Source organism: Rhizobium sp. O111, from assembly GCF_055616315.1.
In genome coordinates this window covers 418,314-439,179 of sequence record NZ_JBSHXL010000002.1, presented here as the reverse complement: position 1 = coordinate 439,179, position 20,866 = coordinate 418,314, and the positions used below count along the sequence as shown (strand labels likewise).

20 protein-coding genes are annotated in these 20,866 nt (G+C 61.6%); 10 read left to right on the top strand and 10 right to left on the bottom strand.

Annotation, left to right across the window (positions count from 1 at the left end):
* Positions 1-97: 97 nt before the first annotated feature.
* From ACVTFQ_RS21565 to ACVTFQ_RS21555, 3 genes are all read right to left on the bottom strand, one after another.
* Positions 98-1,045 carry a lytic transglycosylase domain-containing protein gene (locus tag ACVTFQ_RS21565; RefSeq protein WP_112436669.1) on the bottom strand — a complete coding sequence of 316 codons (948 nt, stop codon included), beginning with the start codon at positions 1,043-1,045 and terminating at the stop codon, positions 98-100.
* A gap of 124 nt (positions 1,046-1,169) precedes the next feature.
* Positions 1,170-2,159, bottom strand: coding sequence for a LacI family DNA-binding transcriptional regulator (locus ACVTFQ_RS21560; RefSeq protein ID WP_111560520.1), 990 nt, complete (start codon positions 2,157-2,159; stop codon positions 1,170-1,172).
* A gap of 18 nt (positions 2,160-2,177) precedes the next feature.
* Positions 2,178-3,182 (bottom strand): Gfo/Idh/MocA family protein, encoded by a 1,005-nt coding sequence (locus ACVTFQ_RS21555; protein ID WP_112436668.1) that lies wholly within the window; start codon positions 3,180-3,182, stop codon positions 2,178-2,180.
* A 197-nt stretch (positions 3,183-3,379) separates the two neighbouring features.
* On the opposite strand from ACVTFQ_RS21555, the gene ACVTFQ_RS21550 reads away from it, so the two are divergent.
* The 7 genes from ACVTFQ_RS21550 (at position 3,380) to ACVTFQ_RS21520 (ending at position 11,077) form a co-directional block, all read left to right on the top strand.
* Positions 3,380-4,672 (top strand): ABC transporter substrate-binding protein, encoded by a 1,293-nt coding sequence (locus ACVTFQ_RS21550; protein WP_470424001.1) that lies wholly within the window; start codon positions 3,380-3,382, stop codon positions 4,670-4,672.
* A gap of 85 nt (positions 4,673-4,757) precedes the next feature.
* The gene (locus ACVTFQ_RS21545) at positions 4,758-5,645 is read left to right on the top strand and encodes a carbohydrate ABC transporter permease (RefSeq protein WP_111560523.1); all 888 of its coding nucleotides are present in this window, start codon (positions 4,758-4,760) and stop codon (positions 5,643-5,645) included.
* Position 5,646: 1 nt separating this feature from the next.
* On the top strand, positions 5,647-6,558 hold the full coding sequence (locus ACVTFQ_RS21540; protein WP_111560524.1) for a carbohydrate ABC transporter permease: 912 nt from the start codon (positions 5,647-5,649) through the stop codon (positions 6,556-6,558).
* 21 nt (positions 6,559-6,579) lie between these two features.
* Positions 6,580-7,665 (top strand): ABC transporter ATP-binding protein, encoded by a 1,086-nt coding sequence (locus ACVTFQ_RS21535; RefSeq protein WP_470424000.1) that lies wholly within the window; start codon positions 6,580-6,582, stop codon positions 7,663-7,665.
* Between the two features lie 25 nt (positions 7,666-7,690).
* Positions 7,691-8,437 carry a ThuA domain-containing protein gene (locus ACVTFQ_RS21530; protein ID WP_112949722.1) on the top strand — a complete coding sequence of 249 codons (747 nt, stop codon included), beginning with the start codon at positions 7,691-7,693 and terminating at the stop codon, positions 8,435-8,437.
* Between the two features lie 215 nt (positions 8,438-8,652).
* A complete protein-coding gene (gabD, locus tag ACVTFQ_RS21525) occupies positions 8,653-10,107 on the top strand; it encodes an NADP-dependent succinate-semialdehyde dehydrogenase (RefSeq protein WP_112949741.1) in 1,455 nt (484 codons plus the stop codon).
* A gap of 442 nt (positions 10,108-10,549) precedes the next feature.
* Entirely contained in the window at positions 10,550-11,077 is a 528-nt protein-coding gene (locus tag ACVTFQ_RS21520) for a hypothetical protein (protein ID WP_112436686.1), read from the top strand.
* A 7-nt stretch (positions 11,078-11,084) separates the two neighbouring features.
* Here ACVTFQ_RS21520 and ACVTFQ_RS21515 read toward each other — a convergent pair whose 3' ends face one another.
* The 4 genes from ACVTFQ_RS21515 to ACVTFQ_RS21500 form a co-directional block, all read right to left on the bottom strand.
* Positions 11,085-12,002, bottom strand: a complete 918-nt coding sequence (locus ACVTFQ_RS21515) for a LysR substrate-binding domain-containing protein (RefSeq protein WP_112949721.1) — start codon at positions 12,000-12,002, stop codon at positions 11,085-11,087.
* 22 nt (positions 12,003-12,024) lie between these two features.
* The gene (ahpF, locus tag ACVTFQ_RS21510) at positions 12,025-13,605 is read right to left on the bottom strand and encodes an alkyl hydroperoxide reductase subunit F (protein ID WP_112988761.1); all 1,581 of its coding nucleotides are present in this window, start codon (positions 13,603-13,605) and stop codon (positions 12,025-12,027) included.
* Between the two features lie 105 nt (positions 13,606-13,710).
* Positions 13,711-14,274, bottom strand: coding sequence for an alkyl hydroperoxide reductase subunit C (gene ahpC, locus ACVTFQ_RS21505; RefSeq protein WP_111560530.1), 564 nt, complete (start codon positions 14,272-14,274; stop codon positions 13,711-13,713).
* Positions 14,275-14,463: 189 nt separating this feature from the next.
* Positions 14,464-15,168 (bottom strand): SDR family oxidoreductase, encoded by a 705-nt coding sequence (locus tag ACVTFQ_RS21500; RefSeq protein ID WP_111560947.1) that lies wholly within the window; start codon positions 15,166-15,168, stop codon positions 14,464-14,466.
* Positions 15,169-15,296: 128 nt separating this feature from the next.
* On the opposite strand from ACVTFQ_RS21500, the gene gcvA reads away from it, so the two are divergent.
* Entirely contained in the window at positions 15,297-16,202 is a 906-nt protein-coding gene (gene gcvA, locus ACVTFQ_RS21495) for a transcriptional regulator GcvA (RefSeq protein ID WP_112949720.1), read from the top strand.
* A 24-nt stretch (positions 16,203-16,226) separates the two neighbouring features.
* On the opposite strand, the gene ACVTFQ_RS21490 is transcribed toward gcvA, so the two are convergent.
* From ACVTFQ_RS21490 to ACVTFQ_RS21480, 3 genes are read right to left on the bottom strand one after another with little or no spacing between them, the layout of a single operon-like run.
* The gene (locus ACVTFQ_RS21490) at positions 16,227-16,859 is read right to left on the bottom strand and encodes a glutathione S-transferase family protein (protein WP_112949719.1); all 633 of its coding nucleotides are present in this window, start codon (positions 16,857-16,859) and stop codon (positions 16,227-16,229) included.
* The gene (locus tag ACVTFQ_RS21485) at positions 16,859-17,524 is read right to left on the bottom strand and encodes a Rieske 2Fe-2S domain-containing protein (RefSeq protein ID WP_112949718.1); all 666 of its coding nucleotides are present in this window, start codon (positions 17,522-17,524) and stop codon (positions 16,859-16,861) included. Before ACVTFQ_RS21485 ends, ACVTFQ_RS21490 begins: the two co-directional genes overlap by 1 nt.
* Positions 17,521-17,781 carry a hypothetical protein gene (locus ACVTFQ_RS21480; RefSeq protein WP_112949717.1) on the bottom strand — a complete coding sequence of 87 codons (261 nt, stop codon included), beginning with the start codon at positions 17,779-17,781 and terminating at the stop codon, positions 17,521-17,523. The genes ACVTFQ_RS21485 and ACVTFQ_RS21480 overlap by 4 nt, the downstream gene beginning before the upstream one ends.
* 311 nt (positions 17,782-18,092) lie before the next feature.
* Between ACVTFQ_RS21480 and ACVTFQ_RS21475 the strand changes: the two genes are divergently transcribed.
* Positions 18,093-19,214 (top strand): BMP family ABC transporter substrate-binding protein, encoded by a 1,122-nt coding sequence (locus tag ACVTFQ_RS21475; protein ID WP_111560535.1) that lies wholly within the window; start codon positions 18,093-18,095, stop codon positions 19,212-19,214.
* A gap of 76 nt (positions 19,215-19,290) precedes the next feature.
* On the top strand, positions 19,291-20,865 hold the full coding sequence (locus tag ACVTFQ_RS21470; RefSeq protein ID WP_111560536.1) for an ABC transporter ATP-binding protein: 1,575 nt from the start codon (positions 19,291-19,293) through the stop codon (positions 20,863-20,865).
* The last annotated feature ends 1 nt before the right edge of the window (position 20,866 follow it).

Sequence of the window (20,866 nt, the reverse complement as noted above, 5' to 3'; positions counted from 1 at the left end):
AGGGCCGGAATTCATTTTTTGCACAGCCGTGCAATTTAATTCGCCGAATGGGCCGGGGGCGTCGCGGAAGATCGCGGATGCCACCCAGCGCGACGCCTCAGTTCTTGAAAACCAAGCAGATCTGGTTGGTCTTGCGGATCTGTTTGCAGACATCATTGGCCTCCCCCCTCGTCTGCCGCGCGATGCGGGTCACATAGCGCGGCCGGAAGCCGAAGCTGCGGTCGCGCTGCCGCAGGATCAGCGGCTGCTCCTGATCAAGCGGCGCCGGAAACTGCGCGACAGCCTCGAAGAAGAGGCGACGGGCGACATCGGGATTGGCGCTCGCCGCGATCTGCACGCCCCACGGCGCCCAATTCCCCTCTGGCCGCCAGACCGGCTCGGTCATCTTGCGGCGATCGGCAAGGGCCACGCAGCTCTCGATGAACGGCTGATCTTCGGCCAACGGGCCAGCAGCCTTGTCGGGTGCCGAGGATTTCCACTCCTCGACGCTATGGGCGGTAATCGCCATCACGTAACTGCGCGTCTCCGTCGGCAGGCCGCCGCCATTGAGGAAGTTGGACAGCCCGTTTTCGCCGGCATTGTAGGCCGCGGCCGCGAGGCCGAGGTTACCGAAGCGGTCGCGCAATTCGTCGAGATATTCGGCCGACTTCTGCAAGGCCTCCAGTACATCATAACTATCCTGCAGCCCGCGCAGCTTGGCGGTACCCGGCATGAACTGCGCGATACCCTGCGCACCCTTATAGCTCAGCGCGTCCGGCCTGAACCGGCTCTCGCGCCAGATCAGCCGGGCGAAAAAATCCGGAGGCAGGTCGTGCTCGGCCGCGGTCCTTTCGATCGCGCCGCAGAGATCGCGGTTGAAACTGTCCTTGCGTATGCAGAGTGTCTTTGCCGAGCCGGTCATCGGGCGTGTGTAGAGGCAGGCTGCCTCCGGCTGGGTCTCGGTGGGCTCGGCGGCGCTGGCGGAACCAATCAGCGTCATGCAAAGGGAGAGGCGGAAACCCCACGACACGAATAGACCGATGCTGCGCCGCCTGATCGCGATCATTTGCTCTCGGCGCCACGCTGGCGGCGCCGCCATTGGATGATGTCAGGCGTGCATACCATTTGGTTTGGAGCCCGTAGTCAAGTCACCGCTAAAACAGCGGTCTGTTCGCGCGATGTGGACCGCGTCACGCGGTGGATCCCCAGCGAGCATTACAGGTCAGTGTTATGCTGTGCGGCCCCGGCAGATCGGCATCGTGGCGTTCGATGAGATCGACAACCGCGTCTATGAAGGCGACATGATCGAGGCTGAGCGTCGTAAGATCGTTGCAATCCCATGCGGCCATGGCGATGCCATCCTGGCCGACGATGGCGATGTCATCAGGCGTGTTCTTGCCGAGCATGCGCCGCGCGGCGTCTCGCGCGCCGATCGCCATCACGTCGTTACCGCAAATGATGGCATCAACCTTCGAGCGATGCATCAGAAGTACCGCTTCCTTGAAGCCGGAATCATAGGTGTAGTCGCCAAAGGCCTCGGCCTCGATGGTCAATCCGCGCTTGGCGAGCGCATCGGCGAACCATTTGCGTCGAAGCTTGTCGATCCAGCTCGATTTGGTGCCGGAGAGATAGGCGAAGCGCTTCTTGCCGTCATTGACGATCTTCTCGATGATCTCGTCGGCTGCCGCCGAGCCATCGATGCGGATATTGGAGACGTTCTCATTCTCGAGCGGTTCGAACGAGACGATGATCGGCTTGGTCGTATGGAAGATATCGACCGCGTCCTGCATCGACACCATGTCCGAGAAAACCACGACATGATCCACCTGATAGGTGGATGCCAGCCGCATCAGTTGCAGCCGGTCGTCGTGATCGGCGCAACACAGGATGATTGGAAGCAACTGGCGCGCCTGCAGTCTGTGGACCAGCAATTGCTGCTCCTCGGCCTCGCAAGGGTTTCCGATTGCATTGACGACGAGGGCGACCAGCCTTGAGCGTTGATTGTTCAGCGAGCGGGCAATCGCGTTCGGCTGATAGCCGTGTTCGCGCGCGACCGAAAGAATTCGATCGCGCGTGGCGCTGCCGATCCTGGAATCGGGCGAGAATGCGCGGGAAATGGTGGCGGAGGATACCCCGGCGAGCTTTGCCAGTTCCTTCGAGGTGATCCGCCGCTTGTTCATGTCTGTTGTCCGATACGACTATTCGGCGGGCCGGACGGGCATGCCGTCGGCTGCCGCCGATTCCTTGATTGCGTCCCACAGCCTAGCGAAACGCAGACCCATTTCAACGGAGCCGGTGTTTTCCATCTCACCGGCGCGAATGGCAAGGAAGTTCTTCATCGGGTTTCCGAGGATCTCCGCCTCCTCGCGCGGCTCGTTGACCCGCCCGACGCTGATTTCGCGCCAGCCGCCCCAGGCATCGATCCGAACGATCGCCTTCGAGTAGAAGAAGGTGATGTAGGAGGCGCAGCCGGGAGGCCCCTCGCCTGCAGCTGTCAATGTCGCCATGGCGCCGTTCTTCAGGCGGGCGGAAACGGCGGTGGCGATATCGACCTTGCGGCCGTGCCTGTTCATATAGGCCGATACGCTGGCGAAGTCGGAATTGGCCAGCAAGCAGACGGTATTCATCATGTGCGCGCCGGTGTCGAACATGAAGCCGCCGCCCGAGATTTCCGGCTCCTGCTTCCAGTGACCGGCATAATTGTCGGCCCAGCTTTCCCAGATCATGCCCGATATCGCGATAAGCTCGCCGAACTCGCCTGCAAGCGCGCGTTTGCGCGTATCGATCACCAGCGGCGAGAGGCCGCCCTGGAAAGCAGTAACAACAGTGACGCCGCTCTTCTTCTGTTCCGCGATCAGCGTCTCAGCCTCGGCAACGGTCGTGACCATCGGCTTTTCCAGAAAGAGATCGATGCCGGCCTCGACGACGGCCGCCGCCTGCTCGCCATGAAAGGTGTGCGGCGTGGAGATGTAGACGATGTCTAGCTCATCCCGGCATTTCGTGAGCATCTCGCGGTAGTCCTCGAAGCTCTTCGGTGCCGCTGCGCCGGTTGCGGTGCAGACGTCGATCAGACGCTGGCGCGACGAAGCGGTCGTATCGGCAAGCGCTACGAACTCGATCTCCGGCATCGCTGCCCAGCTCGCCGCATACTCGGCAGCCTTCAGGCCGGCGCCGATAACGCCAAGCCGCAATTTCCGTGTCATGAAACTCCTCCCAGATGATTGTGTACACGATTACACAAACGGAAAACTTGGCGCAAGTTCTATTTTATTACGTAAAATCAATATATTATATGTCGCTGTAAATTCTTTGAGAGATCCGCCTTGCCTCATTGAGGAATGCGTGTACATTTTTCACACGGTGCTGGAGGGCGCCGCCAATCAAAAAGGGAGGACTTCCGTTGAAGAAGACGGTCATTGGTGGCCTGTGCGCCATTTTGCTGAGCGCGGTCTCGACGCTGGCACATGCCGAAACAATCCGAATTGCAAATCACGGCCAGGCCGGCATCGACGCCATGAAGTCGACGGTCGAGGCGATCGAAAAGAAATACGGAGTGACCGTCGAGGTCGTCGAATACCCGGCGCCCGACAAGGACTACCTGACGAAGCTGCTCACCGAGCTTGGCGCCGGCAATGCGCCCGATCTCTTCTCGATCCCGTCGACGGCGGCCGTGGCCGATATGGTCGAAGCCGGATACCTCGCCCCTGTAACCAAGGAGATCACCGCCTGGGACGGCTACGCCAACTTCTATGACGTCGCAAAGCAGCTGGCCGTGAGCCCCGATGGGGAGACCTACGTCATGCCGTTCATGCTCGGCATTCAGGAAATCTACTTCCGCAAGGATGTGCTGGAGAAAGCCGGCATTTCGACCGAACAGCCGAAGACCTGGCGGGAACTGCTGGATCGCGCCGCCGAGGTAGAGGCGAAGACCGGCGCTTATGGCCTGCTCTTCCCGGCCGGTGTGTCCTGGGGCAGCGGTGCCTTCGATGAAGGCTTCCAGCATCTCCTCGTTGGCTCCAAGACGCCGCAGCTGGTCGATGCCGACGGAAAGCTCGATCTCAGCGGCGAAGGCATCAAGGATGTCTTTGGCGTCTACAAGGAGCTGATCGACAAGGATCTGATGCCGACCCAGCCGCTGCTTGGTCCAGAGCCGTGGGTCATTCCCAAGTACCAGATGTTCCCTGAGGGCAAGCTTGCCGCGACCACTTGTGGTTCCTGGTGCTACATCTTCGATTGGGGCAGAGAGAGCAAGAACCCGATCCCGGAGGTGACAAAGATCGTCGGCACCTGGACGGTCCCCGGCCAGACGGGCGGTCAGTACGTGCTCGCGAACCTTGCTGCTCCGTGGGCCGTCAATGCGAAGTCCGCGAACGTGGAACTGGCGACGAAGGCGCTGCTTGAGATCGGCTCGGTCGACACGCAGGTCTCCTACGCCGCGCGCATCGGCAATATTCCGGCAAGCAAGGATGCGGCCAAGAGCGCCGAGTTCCAGAAGCTGACGGAACTCGTTCCGATCCACGCCGCGGCCGGCAACGGCGTCTTCCTGAAACAGGCGTCCGGCTTCGGCACCATCGCCGAAGGCGTGGCACGGGCAACCGAAGCGCTACTGCGCAAGGAGACGGACGCCGCCGGCGCCCAGAAGATCCTTGTCGATTACGTCAAGGAAACGCTCGGCGACGACGTGGTGAAATAAGCCTCAAGCCCTTCGACTTCCGCCCAAGACCGCAGGCGCGGCCCAATGGCCGCGTCTGCGATCATCAGACAAGGTTGCGAGCTTCATGGTCCTCAATTCCCACGAACGACGCGTCGAGCGACAGCTCCTCGTGATCCTGCTGCCGTCGCTGGTCCTGCTTCTGGCTTTCGTGATCTATCCCGCACTTTATTCCGTCTATCTGAGCTTCACCAACGAAGCCCTCACCGGCGCCGCGGCCCTTCGTCCGCGCTTCGTGGGCATTCGCAACTATATGCGGCTTCTCAACGACGCCAAATTCTGGAACGCGCTCATCGTGACGTTCTTCTTCGTGGTCGGCTCCGCGGTGATCGGCCAGTTCGTTCTAGGGCTGATTTCGGCCATTGCCCTGCGTCGGAAAATCATGTTCCGCCAGATTTTCTCCTCCATGATCCTGCTGCCCAACGCGGCACCCGAGGTCGTTGCCGGTTTCATGTGGATTTCGATGCTGGCCGGCGGCGAGAACGCCACGCTCAGCCGCATCGTGAGTTTCTTCGGCGTGACACCCACCGATTGGCTTCAGGTCTTCCCGCTGACGATGATCATCGTCGTCAACACCTGGCGCGGTATCGCCACCGCGATGATTCTCTTGACCGCGGGGCTCAGCACCATTCCGAGCGAAATCTATGAGGCTGCCCGCATGGACGGCGCCACGCCATCACAGATGTTCCGCCGCATCACGCTTCCCCTGATGATGCCGACGATCCTTCTCTACATGCTGATCTCCGCCGTCTCGACGATCGCGGTCTTCGGTCTCGTCTATGCGCTGACGCGCGGCGGCCCTGGTGGTGCGACCGAAGTCATCAGCATCTACATCTACAACCAGTCCTTCACTGCCTTCCAGCTCGGTTACGGCGCCGCGGTCGCGGTCGTCACTCTGGTGATCTCGCTGATCCTCGGCATCGCATACGTGCGGGCAATGAAAGTGGAGGTCTGACATGGCAGTGCTTTCCCCGACAGAAAACGCAAACAAGACCCGATCCGATCTGCTCGCCTACGCCACGCTGTCGCTGATCTCGATCTTCTGCGCCATCCCGTTCCTCTGGGTTCTGCTCGCCTCGCTCGATGGCAATGCCCAGCTCTTCCTCCGCTGGCCGGAGCAATGGACGCTCGACAATTATCTGCGTGTCTTCACCAAGGAGGACGGGGCGAAGTGGCTCTTCAATTCGCTCTTCGTCGTCGGCTCGGCGACGGTGCTGGTCATGGTGCTGGCCGGCCTCGGCGGTTACGCATTGTCGCGCACGCGGGCGTGGTGGAAACTGCCGTTTCTCTACGCGATCCTTCTGATCCGCGTGTTGCCGCCGACAGCACTTGTGGTGCCGCTCTACAAGTTCCTGCTGACGCTCAACAATGCCGAGGGCGCGATACTTCGACCGATCTTCGGCGAATATGCCCGACCGATCATGCGCTGGACTGGCTTCATCGACGGTTACCTCGGCCTGATCCTGGTGCTTGCGACCATGCAGCTGCCGCTTGCGCTGTGGATCATGAAAACCTTCTTCGACGGCCTTCCCCGCGATTATGAGGAAGCAGCCCTGATGGACGGCGCAACGATGACGCAGCGCATCCGTCGCGTATTGATCCCGCTGGCGCTGCCGGGGCTGGCCGCGGCCGGCTTGTTCGCTTTCATGTCGGCATGGGGTGATTTCCTGTTGCCGTTGATCTTCCTCTCGTCACCGGAGCTGCAAACGCTTCCCCTCGGCCTCTTTCGCGCTTTCCTGCGCATCAACGAGATCGATTACGGCCTGCTCGCCGCCCTCGCCTTTATCTACCTCCTGCCGGCCGTGATCGCCTTCGGCTTCGCCCGGCGCTTCCTCGTCCAGACCTTCGCGGGCGGCGTCAAAGGCTGATATCCAGAAAGAGTTTCACAGATGATCAATCTCAAGAACGTTCGCAAGTTCTATGGCGCCCTGGAGGTCATCAAGGGCGTCGACATCACCGTCGAGGACGGCGAGTTCGCCGTGTTCGTCGGCCCGTCCGGTTGCGGCAAGTCGACCCTTCTGCGGATGATCGCCGGGCTGGAAGGCATCGACGACGGCGACCTCATCCTGAACGGCAAGCGCATCAACGATGTGCCGCCGGACAAGCGCGGCATCGCCATGGTGTTTCAGTCCTACGCTCTCTATCCGCATATGACGGTTGCGCAGAACATCGGCTTCTCGCTCAGCCTGAAGAAAGTGCCGGAAGCGGAAATCCGCAAGCAGGTCGAAGGCGTCGCCGAAATCCTGCAGCTAACTGACTATCTCGACCGCCGGCCCGCCGCACTATCCGGCGGCCAACGACAGCGCGTCGCGATCGGTCGCGCCATCATCAAGAAGCCGTCGCTGATCCTGTTCGACGAGCCGTTGTCCAACCTCGATTCCGCGCTGCGTGTACAGATGCGCGCCGAGTTGCAGCGCTTGCACCGCGAATTGAAGGCGACCGTCGTTTACGTCACCCACGACCAGGTCGATGCCATGACCATGGCGGACCGCATCGTCGTCTTGAACAAGGGGCTTGTCGCCCAGCAGGGCGCGCCGATGGATCTCTATCACAAGCCCGACAACGAATTCGTCGCCACCTTCATCGGCTCTCCACGCATGAACACCGTTCCCGTGACGATCAGCAAGCCACGGGCCGGCGGGCTGCGCGTGCAGAGCCCGATTGGCTTGACGCTCGACCTGCCGGATGGCGCTGGAACGGTGCCCGAGGGGGCCGCCACGCTCGGTATCCGCCCCGAACACTTCAAGATCGCACCCGAGGGCCAGGGCAATTTCACGGCCGACGTCGTCGTTGTCGAGCGCCTTGGCGTCGAGACTTACATGACCGTCGGCTCCGAGGAGCAGCCGATCGTCGTGCGCGCCGAAGGCGATATCGCGGTGCGGCCGGGAGACCGCGTCTCGCTCACAGCCGATAGCGCCGCTTGCCATCTGTTCGACACCACCGGGCGGCTCATCCGCTCGGCTCAAGCATCCTAATCACGTTGATAACATCGAGGACATCATGACGATCAAGGTCACCATCTGGAACGAGGGACGCCACGAGCAGCTGCACAAGGAGGTTCAGGAGATCTATCCTGACCGCATCGACGGTGCGATTGCGGCAGGCATCGCACATCCGGATTTCGAGATTCGCCGAGGCACGCTCGATGATCCCGACGAAGGCCTGCCCGATTCAGTGCTCAACGATACCGACGTCCTGCTCTGGTGGGGCCATATGGCCCATGAGGACGTCAGCGACGGGCTGATCGACCGCGTCCAGCAGCGCGTGCTCAAGGGGATGGGGTTGCTCGTCCTGCATTCCGGGCACCACTCCAAGCTCTTCCGTCGCCTGATGGGCACCAATGCCAACCTCTCCTGGCGCGAAACGCCGGAGGGCGACCTCGAGCGCGTTTGGGTGGTTAATCCGTCTCACCCGATCGCCGAGGGACTGCCGCCCTATTTCGAGGTGAATGCATCGGAGATGTACGGCGAGCCCTTCGACATCCCGCAGCCCGACGAGCTGGTATTCATTTCCTGGTATTCGGGTGGCGAGGTGTTTCGCAGCGGCTGCACCTTCCAGCGCGGCCGGGGACGCATCTTCTTCTTCAGCCCCGGTCACGAGAGCTACCCGATCTATCACGACAAGACCATTCACAAGGTCATCTCGAACGGAATTCGCTGGGCAAAGCAGAACCACACCGACGGCCGCATCCTGGAAAACTGGCACCGCGCCGAGCCGCTGCATGGACGCCCCGCGAAAAAGGTCTGACACCTGCCGATCCGTTGGCTGAACACCGGCGCGGCCCATGGTCGCGCCGTTTTCGGCTTTGAGAAAGGCGTCGCCGGCTCCCGTTGCAAGTCCACAGCAATTCGGCCAATTTGACGTTGCCGGACGGGACACCAGTTTATCCTCCGCACAAGAAAGACGCTGGCCCGATCAGTTCCGGCAGCCATGCCGGCAACGTGTCAAACAGGATGAATGCGATGCAGCTGAAAGACCCCTCCCTTTTTCGCCAGGCCGCTCTTGTTGGCGGAGAATGGATCGATGCCGATCCCGCCAATGCGATCGAGGTGAATAATCCGGCCACCGGCGAGATCATCGGCCGCGTGCCCAAGCTCGGCGGTGCTGAGACGAAGACAGCGATCGAGGCCGCGCGCGTCGCGCAGAAGGGCTGGGCCGCGCGTACCGCCAAGGAGCGTGCCGGCATCCTGCGCAAGTGGTTCGATCTGATGATCGAGAACAAGGACGACCTTGGGCGCATCCTGACGCTCGAGCAAGGCAAGCCGCTCGCTGAAGCCACCGGCGAGATCATCTACGGCGCGAGCTTCATCGAATGGTTCGCGGAAGAGGCACGGCGCATCTATGGCGACCTGATACCGGGCCACCAGCCAGACAAGCGCATCATGGTGATGAAGCAGCCGATCGGTGTGGTCGCGGCAATCACGCCCTGGAATTTCCCGAACGCGATGATCACCCGCAAGGCCGGTCCGGCGCTGGCGGCTGGTTGCGCCATGGTGTTGAAGCCGGCATCGCAGACGCCGTTTTCGGCGATCGCGATCGCGGTGCTTGCCGAGCGCGCCGGCCTGCCGGCGGGACTTTTCTCGGTGCTGACAGGCTCCGCCGCCGCCATCGGCGCGGAGATGACGTCGAACCCCACGGTGCGCAAACTCACCTTCACCGGATCGACCGAAATCGGCGCCGAGCTCTACAAGCAGAGCGCGCCGACAATCAAGAAGCTCGGGCTCGAGCTCGGCGGCAATGCGCCGTTCATCGTCTTCGACGATGCCGATCTCGACGCCGCCGTGGAGGGAGCCCTGATCGCCAAGTTCCGCAACAACGGCCAGACCTGCGTCTGCGCCAACAGGCTTTACGTGCAGGATGGCGTCTATGACGCATTCTCCAAGAAGCTCGCCGAAGCCGTCGGCAAGTTGAAGATCGGCAATGGCTTCGATGAGGGCGTGATCCTCGGGCCGCTGATCGACGAGCCTGCGCTTGAGAAAGTCGAGGAGCATGTGGCCGATGCGCTCGCGAAAGGCGCCAACATCATCCAGGGCGGCAAGCCGCACGCGCTGGGCGGCACCTTCTACGAGGCCACCGTTCTCGCAAACGTCACGAAGGATATGGCGGTCGCGCGCGAGGAAACGTTCGGCCCGCTTGCTCCCCTCTTCCGCTTCAAGGACGAAGCTGATGTGATCGAACAGGCAAACGACACCGAATTCGGCCTCGCTTCCTATTTCTACGCCAAGGACCTCGCGCGCGTGTTCCGCGTGGCCGAGGCGCTGGAATACGGGATGGTCGGTGTGAATACGGGCCTGATCTCGACGGCGGAAGCGCCGTTCGGTGGCGTGAAGCTCTCAGGCCTCGGCCGCGAAGGCTCGCGATACGGCATCGAGGAGTTCACCGAGATCAAATATGTCTGCCTCGGCGGCATCAGCTGACGCAAGACCACGAAAGGCGCGCAAGCCGAATGGTTTGCGCGCTGGCGCTACCGTTTGATCCGGAAAACTGAAAGCTGAAGAACGCGTGGGCCAGAATAGAAAAAGCCTGCCGCGGGAGGAGGTGCGACAGGCTTTTCGAAAATAACCGAATGACAGCTGGGAGGAGGAGTGCTGTCATTCCCACAGGCGCCCTTGGGAGGAGGATAAGGCCACCTGCAACTCGAAGCTCTGCGGGAGGAGATGCATCGCTTCGATGATTTGTTTATACAGCAAGCGCGCTCAAATCATAGGCACAATTCTGCAGAACAGCTATGCGCTATGCGCGGGACGCGCAGCTTCTGTCGCGGATCTGCGCCACATGGCCGTTGCGGCGCAGATCGCCGGCCCCTTGGAATTTCCGCGTTTTCTGCTACCACGCGCCGGAAAACATGAGGAAACGCCGATGAGCGCCGCATTTTATCGTGCCTATGTTGTCGATCTAAAGGCACGTATCGACGATCTGCATACCGACCCCAGCGCCTATCAGACTTACGATCTGACAATGGAGCTGCTCGCCCAGAAAAATCTGATCAGCTACGCGATGAGCCGCAAGCAGAGCCAGGTGGACAGCCTGTTCTACCGTCGCGACACGGCAAGCGGACAGGGTACGCAAATGTCGCAGGAGACAGCGTACCGGGTATTCTCCGGCTTCTTCGGACTGGGCCAGTTCCTGGCGTCGACGGGCCGGGCCAACGGCCTCGGCGAGGAAGCGTTCGCGGAGACACTGACGGCGGGATGGGAATATCCCACCTGCGCGGTCCAGTTCGCCTACCGGAAGAAGGGCCGGCCGCGCGGTGCTTCGATGAAGATGCTGTTTGTCGGACTGAATGGTGACGCGGATGCCGCGACCTTCGAGGCCAAGCTCACGCAGCCCGAGCTCCTGATCGGAACACGACCGTTTTCCTCCACGGTCTTGTGGGAATGGAAGTGAAGTCGCCTTAGGCGGCCGGTGAGCGCCTGATATCGGCGAGCAGTTCCTGGGCAACGTCGCGCAGGAGACCAGCGACAGTTTCCAGAAAAGCGCCCATCGCTGAACCCGTGCGCCAGCAGATGCCGATCCGCCTGTTCGGCGATATGCCCTCGAAACGCAGCAGCCTGATATCGCCGGACGCCGGATGCAGCGCGGCGAGCTCCGGCAGAAGCGTGATCCCGACATTGGCGCCGACCATCTGGCGCAGCGTCTCCAGGCTGGTGGCGCGAAACGAGGTGCGCTCGCTCGCACCCGACAAGCGGCACACATCGAGCGCCTGGTCGCGCAGGCAGTGCCCCTCTTCGAGCAGCATGAGGTCGTAACGATCGAGGTCCGCGAGCGTCAGCGACCGCCGCTTTGCCAGCGGATGCGTGCCGGGAACGGCGAGCAGGAAGTCCTCCTCGAAGAGAAACTCTGACTTCAGGTGATCGTCGTTGACGGGGAGAGCGAGGATGGCTGCATCGAGATTGCCGCTTCTGAGACGCGCCAGGAGCGCATCGCTCTTTTCTTCGATCAGCAGCGTCTCCAGCCGCGGGAACTGCCTATAGATGCGCGGCACCGCATGCGGCAGGAAATAGGGTGCAAGCGTCGGGAAGATGCCGAGACGCAGGGTGCCAACCTCCGGATTGAGGCTACGCAAGGCCGATGATTTGATCTCGGCGACCTCTTGCATGATGCGCCTTGCCCGCTTGACGGTATCCTCGCCGAACGGTGTCAGCATGACCGTGCGAGGCGTTCGCTCGATCAAGGGAGCGCCTAGCGTCTCTTCAAGCTTCCGGATCTGCGTCGACAGCGTCGGCTGGCTGACCAGGCACGCCTCGGCGGCCCGGCCAAAATGCCGGTGGTCCGCCAAGGCAATCAGGTACTCCAGCTCGCGAAGCGTCATTTCAGGACCGTGTCGATCAGCCTCAAGCCGCCTTCACCGCATCCTCGTCCGGGCTAGACGTGCGGATCAGATGATCAAAGGCCGCAAGCGATGCCTTGGCGCCCTCGCCGAGCGCAATCACGATCTGCTTGTAAGGCACCGTGGTGCAATCCCCCGCGGCGAAGACGCCGGGGACCGACGTCTGGCCGTGATGATCGACGATGATCTCGCCGCGCGGCGACAGTTCGATGGCGCCCTTCAGCCATTCGGTGTTCGGAAGCAGGCCGATCTGGACGAAAATACCTTCGAGATCAAGCCTGTGCCGCTGACCCGCAACGCGGTTTTCGTAGACGAGCCCGGTCACCTTCTGGCCGTCGCCCAGGACTTCCGTCGTCTTGGCGGAAAGCAGGATATCGACGTTGGGAAGGCTGCGCAGCTTGCGCTGCAAGACGTCGTCGGCACGCAGCTTGTTGTCGAACTCGATCAGCGTCACATGGCTGACGATGTTGGCAAGATCAATCGCCGCTTCAACGCCGGAATTGCCGCCGCCGATGACGGCAACGCGCTTGCCCTTGAACAGTGGACCGTCGCAATGCGGGCAATAGGCAACGCCCTTGTTGCGATACTGGTCTTCGCCGGGAACACCCACCTGCCGCCAGCGCGCGCCGGTGGACAGGATAACCGTCTTCGAGCGCAGCGTCGCGCCATTGGCGAGTTCGACCGCGATCATGTCCTTGCCGGGAACGAGCTTCTCAGCGCGCTGCAAGTTCATGATATCGACGTCGTATTGCTTCACATGCGCTTCCAGCGAGGCCGCGAACTGTGGGCCCTCGGTGTGCTGCACGGAGATGAAGTTTTCGATCGCCATCGTGTCAAGAACCTGACCGCCGAAGCGCTCGGCGGCAACGCCGGTGCGGATGCCCTTGCGAGCGGCGTAAATGGCCGCCGCAGCGCCGGCCGGACCGCCGCCGATGACGAGCACGTCATAGGCGTCGCGGCCATTCAACTTTTCCGCAGCGCGCGCAGCCGAGTTGGTGTCGAGCTTGGAGACGATCTCCTCGACTTCCATTCGGCCCTGACCGAACAGCTGGCCGTTGAGATAGACCGTCGGCACCGACATAACCTGGCGGCTTTGAACTTCTGCGGGGAACACGCCGCCATCGATCGCCACATGCTTCACGCGCGGGTTCAAGACGGCCATCAGGTTTAGCGCCTGCACGACGTCGGGGCAATTCTGGCAGGTGAGCGAGAAATAGGTTTCGAAGAGGAAATCGCCGTCGAGATCCTTGATCTGATCGATGATTGCCTGCTCCGTGCGCGGCGGGTGACCGCCGACCTGCAGCAGAGCGAGCACCAGCGAGGTAAACTCGTGACCCATCGGAATGCCGGCGAAACGCAGGTTGATGTCGTGGCCCGGGCTGGTCAGCGCGAAGGAGGGTGCGCGCTCGCCGTCATCGCGGGTTTCCACGACCGAGATCTTGTCGGAAAGCGCGACCAGTTCGGCCAGAAGCTCCGACATCTCTTTCGACTTGGCGCTGTCATTGACCGAAGCGGTGATCGCGATCGGGCGAACGACCCGTTCCAGATAGCCCTTCAACTGGGATTTCAGATTGTCGTCGAGCATGGGACACTCCGCTAAAAATGGATGGCCGCGCCGCGTTTAAGGCGCTGAATATGGTATTGGGTGCCGCCTTCCGCATGGACCGGAAGGCGGCTTGTCATTTGAACGTCAGATCTTGCCGACGAGGTGCAGCGACGGAGCGAGCGTCTTTTCGCCCTCTTCCCACTTGGCCGGGCAAACTTCACCCGGATGCGCGCGGACATACTGAGCAGCCTTGATGCGACGCAGCAGGTCGACGGCGTTGCGGCCAATGCCTTCGGCGGTGACTTCCATCGCCTGGATGACGCCATCGGGATCGACGACGAAGGTGCCGCGATCGGCAAGGCCTTCGGCTTCGCGCATGACCTCGAAGTTGCGGCTGATCGTTCCGGTCGGGTCGCCGATCATCGTGTACTGGATCTTGCCGATCGTCTCGGAGCTGTCGTGCCACGCCTTGTGGGTGAAGTGCGTGTCGGTCGAGACGGAATAGACCTCGACATCGAGGCGCTGCAGCTCGGCATAGTGATCGGCGACATCGCCGAGTTCCGTCGGGCAAACAAAGGTAAAGTCAGCAGGATAGAAGAAGAATACCGCCCACTTGCCCTTGGTGTCGGCATCGGTCACTTCAATGAATTTGCCCTGCTTGAAGGCCTGCGCCTTGAAGGGCTTAATGGATGTGTTGATAAGGGACATGAAGGCTCCTGTAAAATTGCTGCGAAGCGAAAAACCGCTTTCGCAGCGCAACATAAACAGGGGCCGGCGATAAATGAAATAGATAAAGAAAAATATTTCGATAGATAACCTCTATCGCAGGCCTGCGACGTGACGTTTATCAAGCGGCCGTCAAAAAGCCGCTTGATTCCGCGACGTCAACCGTTTCGATCACACCGATCGGCCGAGCCCGCCATCCACCTTGATATTTTGCCCAGTGATATATCCGGCACCTTCCGATGCCAGAAACGCGACGGTCGCCGCGATCTCTTCGCTCGTGCCATAGCGCTTCATCGGCACCGACTCGCGGCGTTCCTCGGTTGCCGGCAGGCTGTCGATCCAGCCCGGCAGGACGTTGTTCATGCGGACGTTATCTGCCGCATAGGTGTCGGCGAAGATCTTGGTGAAGGAGGCGAGACCGGCGCGGAAGACCGCCGACGTCGGGAACATCGCCGACGGCTCGAAGGCCCAGGCTGTGGAGATATTGACGATCGCGCCAGACTTCTGCGCCTGCATGATCGGCGTGACGATCCGGGTCGGGCGGATGACGTTCATCAGGTAGACATCCATGCCCTTGTGCCAATCCTCGTCGGTGATATCGAGGATCGGCGCGCGCGGGCCGTGGCCGGCGCTGTTGACGAGCACGTCGATGCGGCTCCAGGCCTGCATGGCGAGATCCACAAGGCGTTTGATATCGTCATTCGACTGGTTCGAGCCCGTGACGCCGACGCCACCGAGTTCCTCGGCCAGAGCCTCGCCTTTGCCCGAGGAAGAGAGGATGGCGAGCTTGAAGCCATCGGCCGCCAGACGCTTGGCGGCATCCGCGCCCATGCCGCTGCCGCCCGCTGTCACCAGTGCCACTTTTTCTACTGTCATGACATCCACCCTTTCGTCGTTTGTCTTGCGCATCGCGCATATTTTCAGCTTTGATGCCGCATGATACCATTGGTAAGGCATCGCTTCGAGCCAATTCGATTGGCATCAATCAGTAGAAAATCTATCGCATGAACGATCCGCTTTTTCGCTTTCCGCCGCTGAATGGTCTCCGCGCTTTCGAGGTCGCCGCCCGCCATCTCAACTTTCGCGCCGCGGCCGAGGAACTGGGCGTCACGCAGGCTGCCGTGGCGCAGCAGGTTCGCGGATTGGAGAAGGAACTGAACCTTGCCCTATTCGAGCGCCTCCCCCGCAAGCTTGCCTTGACCGAGGCCGGACGGGGCTATGCCGAAAGCATCCGGCGCGCCTTTGAACTGATCTCCGATGCGACCGCGACTTTGCGGCCGGAGCCGTTGCGGCTGACGATCAGCGTCACGCCGACTTTCGCGTCGAAGTGGCTGATCCCGAGGCTGCCCGATTTCCTGGCCGCCCACCCGGACCTCGATATGCGCATTCTCGCCAGCGAACGCGTCGCCAACTTCCAGTCAGATGACGTTGATATCGCCGTCCGGCTGGCGCGACCGCCCTTTCCGGCCTCGCTGGAGGCCGATCTGCTTCTCGAGCAAGAACTTGTCCCGGTTTGCAGTCCGGCGCTGATGCCGCCTACCGGTCGCCTCGACCCCGCCGATCTCGCGCGTTTCGTGTTGCTCCACGACACCCAAAATCAGTGGCCGGAATTCATCGCCACGATCGCGGGCGCAAGCCCTGTCGCCACATCGAAAAGCGTTCGATTCAACCAGACATCCCACGCCATCGAGGCCGCGCTTGCCGGCCAGGGCATCGCACTGGCAAGCGCGGTCTTCGTCAACGAGGATATCGCCGCCGGCCGTCTGGTGCCGGCTTTCAGGGAAACTACGCATGCGCACTCGGACTTTTACGTCGTCTCGCTCCGAAAGCCGAGGCAAGTCCAATCCGTTGCCAAGGTCAGGGCGTGGTTGCTTCATCATGCCGGCCTGAAAGGCTCCCGCCTCTCGTGAACAGGCCGGCATGTCTTGGCCGGTTCAGTGATAGTCGGGGATACCTGGCATCGTCAGGAAGCCCTTCACCGTGCGGACACGCCGGATCCAGCGGCGCAGCACCGGATACTCGTCATGATCGATCCCGTAGTCACGGCTGAGCGCGAAAGACGGGAACAGGGCAAGATCGGCAAGGGTCGCGTCCTCGCCCACGAACCATTCCTTCCCGTCAAAATGGCGGATCGTCATGTGATCATCCATGATGCGGAAGGCGGCGCGCGCCGATTGGTGAAGCGCATCCGTGTCTCCCGGCAGGTCGAACAGCGCCTGTAACCGCGCCTCGACGGCGGCTGCCAGCGACGTCTCAAAGAAGCTGAGCCAGTGGCTGAGCGCGCCGAAAGTGGCGGCATCATCGGGCAGCCAGCGCTTTGCCGGATCGTAGGCCTTCGCGAGATAGAGCATGATCGCGGTCGTACCGGAGAGGACGAACTCCCCATCGCGCATCACCGGTAGCGCGCCCCGCGGATTGAGCGCCAGCATCGGCGGCTTCCGGTGCTCCCCGCCCGGAAACATGTCGATCGGGACCGTCGACCACTCCAGTCCCAACACGGACAGCGTCAGGCGCGCGCGGTAACTCTGTTCGTCCAGTTCGTAATTGTAGAGCGTGATCGCGGACATCAGGCGACCTCTGCCTTGCGCGATTGCTCGAGCGCGTAGCGAAGGCGTTCGGCCCATTGCGCATAATGCTTCTGCTTGGCGCCACGATAGATCGCGGAAGCCCCGAGGATGATGATATGGGCAGCAGTCTTGGTGTCACGTATCTCCTGGAGACCGATCAGCAAGACGTCGTCTCCCAGGACGAGCCTGCCCGTCTCCGCCGTCAGCGCGGTCATTCCCGCACGCACAAAAGCATCCCTGACGTCTTCAACGGAGCGATCGACGTAGAGACTGCGAACGGGTGTGGCCTCCGACGCGTCCATACATGGCATCATGCTCGCTTCATCGGTCGTCGCCCAGACGATCCCGAATTTCTCCTGGGCGAGATAGGTCGGGACCTTGATCGTCTGCGGCACGTCCAGCGTCGGGTGTGCGGGAATATAGCGACATTGACCGGCGGCGTCGTATTGCCACCCGTGGTACAGGCAGGCGATATGATCGCCTCGTACGAATCCGAAGCTCATGCGCATGCCGCGATGCGGACAGCGATCCTCCCAGACATGGGCCTTCCCGCTGCTGTCGCGCCAGACGACGATCTCGCTGCCTTGGACAATCGCGCCCGCCGACGTGCCCGCCTCGATGGACGATGACAGCGCAACCGGCACCCATCCTTCACTCAATTTCATGTTCCACTCCTGTTGGCGCCGCCGCGCTCGATATCGAGTATGAGGCAATCATAGGGGCCAAGACTGCAGGCCATTTCGAAGGCATCCACGAGATCCTCCTGGCCTTTCACCAAGAGCGTCGCGGACGCTCCGTCGCAAGTATCGACATTAATCGCGAGATCCAGGCGACGGGCGCGGTGAAGCGCGAATTCGATGAAGCTCTCGCGAACGAGCCGCCCCCGAAATATGAAGCGTGCGCATTCGATCACCCCCGACATTCCTTGCCTATCGCCCGCAACAACCGCAACCCATGTTTAAGAATTAACCGAAATGCACAATAACGTATCATGCCCTCATTTTGTGCATTCTAGCCATTGTCGCGCGCGAAATTCAAGTCGGCTCAACTCTGTTCGTTGGTATCGAACTTTGCCGCCATTGAAAAAGCACGCCGGAAAATCGCCGGTTGGCCGCGCGATGCGCACACATCAACGGGGCGGCGGATTGGCATGATTGTTGCGTCGAGAGAGTTCGGGCCAAGACAATCGCAGAACTAGCGCGATCATTCGCGCCAAACAAGTGAGGGGACTAAATGATCGACCTGCGCGCACTCTCCCGCCGCGGATTTCTGAACATGGCAGCCGCCGGCGCCGCCGCGACCATGCTGCCATCAGGCTTCGCACATCAGGCGTTCGCCGCTTCGGCGTTTCCCGCAATCAAGGAAGAGGACGCGGTCGTTGGCTTCGGCCATGTTGGTCCGATCTCCGATGAGGGCTGGACCTGGGCACACCATCAGGGGCTGCTGGCCGTCAAGGAAGCCTATCCCAAGCTGAGGAAGGTCCTGGAAGTCGAGAACGTCCCCTACTCGGCCGACGCGACGCGCACCTATCGACAGTTCGTCTCCGAAGGCGCGAACATGATCTTCGACACCTCGTCCAGCGGTGACTTCCTGCATGAGGTCGTCAAGCGCGCGACCGACGTGGCCTTCATGGAATGCAACGGCCACGTCACGATGGACAATCTCGGCTGGTATTATCTTGCGCATTGGTATCCGACCTATGTGCTCGGCGTTGCCGCGGGCCATCTGTCAAAGACCGGCAAGCTTGGCTACGTGGCCTCGTTCCCGGTTGCCTCGGTCTACGCTTCGACCAACGCCTTCCTGATGGGCGCGCGCACAGTCAACCCGAACGCAACGGTGCAGACGATCGTTATCAACTCCTGGTTCGACCCGCAGGCGGCAACGCAGGCTGGCACCGCCCTGATCGATAATGGCTGCGACTTCCTGTTCGGCATCATGGACGAAGCGGGCTATCTGCAGGTCGCGGAAAAGCGCGGCGTATGGGCAGCCATGTGGAACACCGACATCCGTCGCTACGGCCCGAATTCCTACGTCTCGTCGATCCTGATCGACTTCACCAAGTTCTACGTCGATCAGGTCGCCAAGCGTCTTGCGGGCACCTGGGCGCCGAGCGAGCAGCTGTTTGCGATGGGCGCCGGCGTCGATCGCGACAAGTGGGGCGACAAGGTCCCGGCGGACGTTGCCGCGGCAGCCGATGCGGTACGCGACAAAATCATGAGCGGCTGGTCGCCGTTCACCGGCGAGCTGAAGGATGCGACCGGCAAGGTGCGCGTCGCCGCCGGCCAGAGGATGACCGAGGTCGAACTCTACAACTGGGATTGGTCCGTTGAAGGGGTCACCGGCCTGTCCGCCTGATCCAAGAATGCCCAAGAAAGTGAGGCCGGCCGCCAAGTGCAGGCCGGGCCAATAACCATCCATCTCGGTGACATTGATGACTGAACACGCCACCCGCCATACCCCGCCCGCGGGCACGCCGCCTCTTGTGCGGCTGAAGGGTATCGCCAAGTATTTTCCCGGCGTGATCGCCAACGAAAATGTCGACCTGGAAGTGATGCCTGGCGAAATCCACGCGCTCCTAGGTGAAAACGGGGCCGGCAAATCAACGCTGATGAACATTCTGACCGGCATCTACCAGCCGGATGCGGGCGAGATCATCATCGATGGTAACCGTCAGGAATTTAGTACGCCGGCACAGGCGATTGCATCAGGCATCGGCATGGTGCACCAGCATTTCAAGCTTGTTCAGGCATTCACTGTCGCCGAGAACATTCACCTCGGGTGGGCCGAGACGCCGCCCCGCGCATCCGCCCAGGTGCTCGAACAGCGTACCGCCGCGCTGGCGTCCAAATTCAACCTGCAGACCCGCCCCGGCGCGCGCGTGAGCGAGCTATCCACCGGCGAACAGCAGCGTGTCGAGATCCTGCGTGTTCTGGCGCGGCAAGCCCGCATCCTGATCCTCGACGAACCGACCGCCGTCTTGACGCCCGCCGAAGCGCGCGAACTCTTCAAGGCGCTGCGCGAGTTCGTGGCCGCCGGCAACGCCATCATCTTCATCAGCCACAAGCTTGACGAAGTGCTAGAGATCTCCGACCGCATCAGCATCCTTCGCGGCGGGCGCAAGGTCGCCACGGAAAACACAGCGGATTGCAATCCGCGCATGCTCGCCAAGCTTATGGTTGGCCGCGACATCGTGCTGGCCGACATGCGCCAGCGCCCGGCAGGCGCGGCCCCGATGTCGACGCAGCCTGTGCTGTCACTCGAAAACGTCTCGGCGATCGGCGACGCCGGCAACGAAGCACTGCACGGCATCTCGCTCGATGTCAGGGCCGGCGAGATTGTCGGCGTCGCGGGTGTCGCCGGCAACGGCCAGCGCGAGCTCAGCCAGGTCTTGACCGGCATTCGCCCGGTGAGCGTCGGCCGAATCCTGATCGCCGGCAGACCGGTCGACAGGAGCAATGCCGCGGCCTTTGCTGAAAGCGGCATCGGTCATATCCCGGAAGATCGCCTGCACAGCGGCCTCGCACCGGCGCTAAGTATCACGGTCAATGCCGTGATGCGCGAATACAAGAAGCAGCCCGTCTCATCTGGCGGAAGCTACAAGCCGGGCGCGGCAGCCGCGCTCGCCAAGGAGATCGCCTCGGCCGCCGAGGTCGCTATTCCTGATTTCGCCATGCCGATCCGCAATTTGTCCGGGGGCAACCAGCAGCGCCTTGTTGCCCGGCGCGAAATGCGCATTGCCGACAAGGTTCTGATTGCCGCCTATCCGAGCCGTGGCCTCGACGTTGGCGCGATCAACACGATGCTGCGTTACATCGTCGAGCTGCGCGACGCCGGCGCAGGCATCATCCTGATTTCCGAGGAACTCGAGGAGCTGCTCAACCTCTCCGACCGCATCGCCGTGCTTTATGAAGGGAAGATCATGGGGATCGTCGACAATGACAAGACCGACATCGACGAAATCGGCATGCTGATGGGCGGCCGGCCCCTGGTCCGCGAGGTCGCATAGC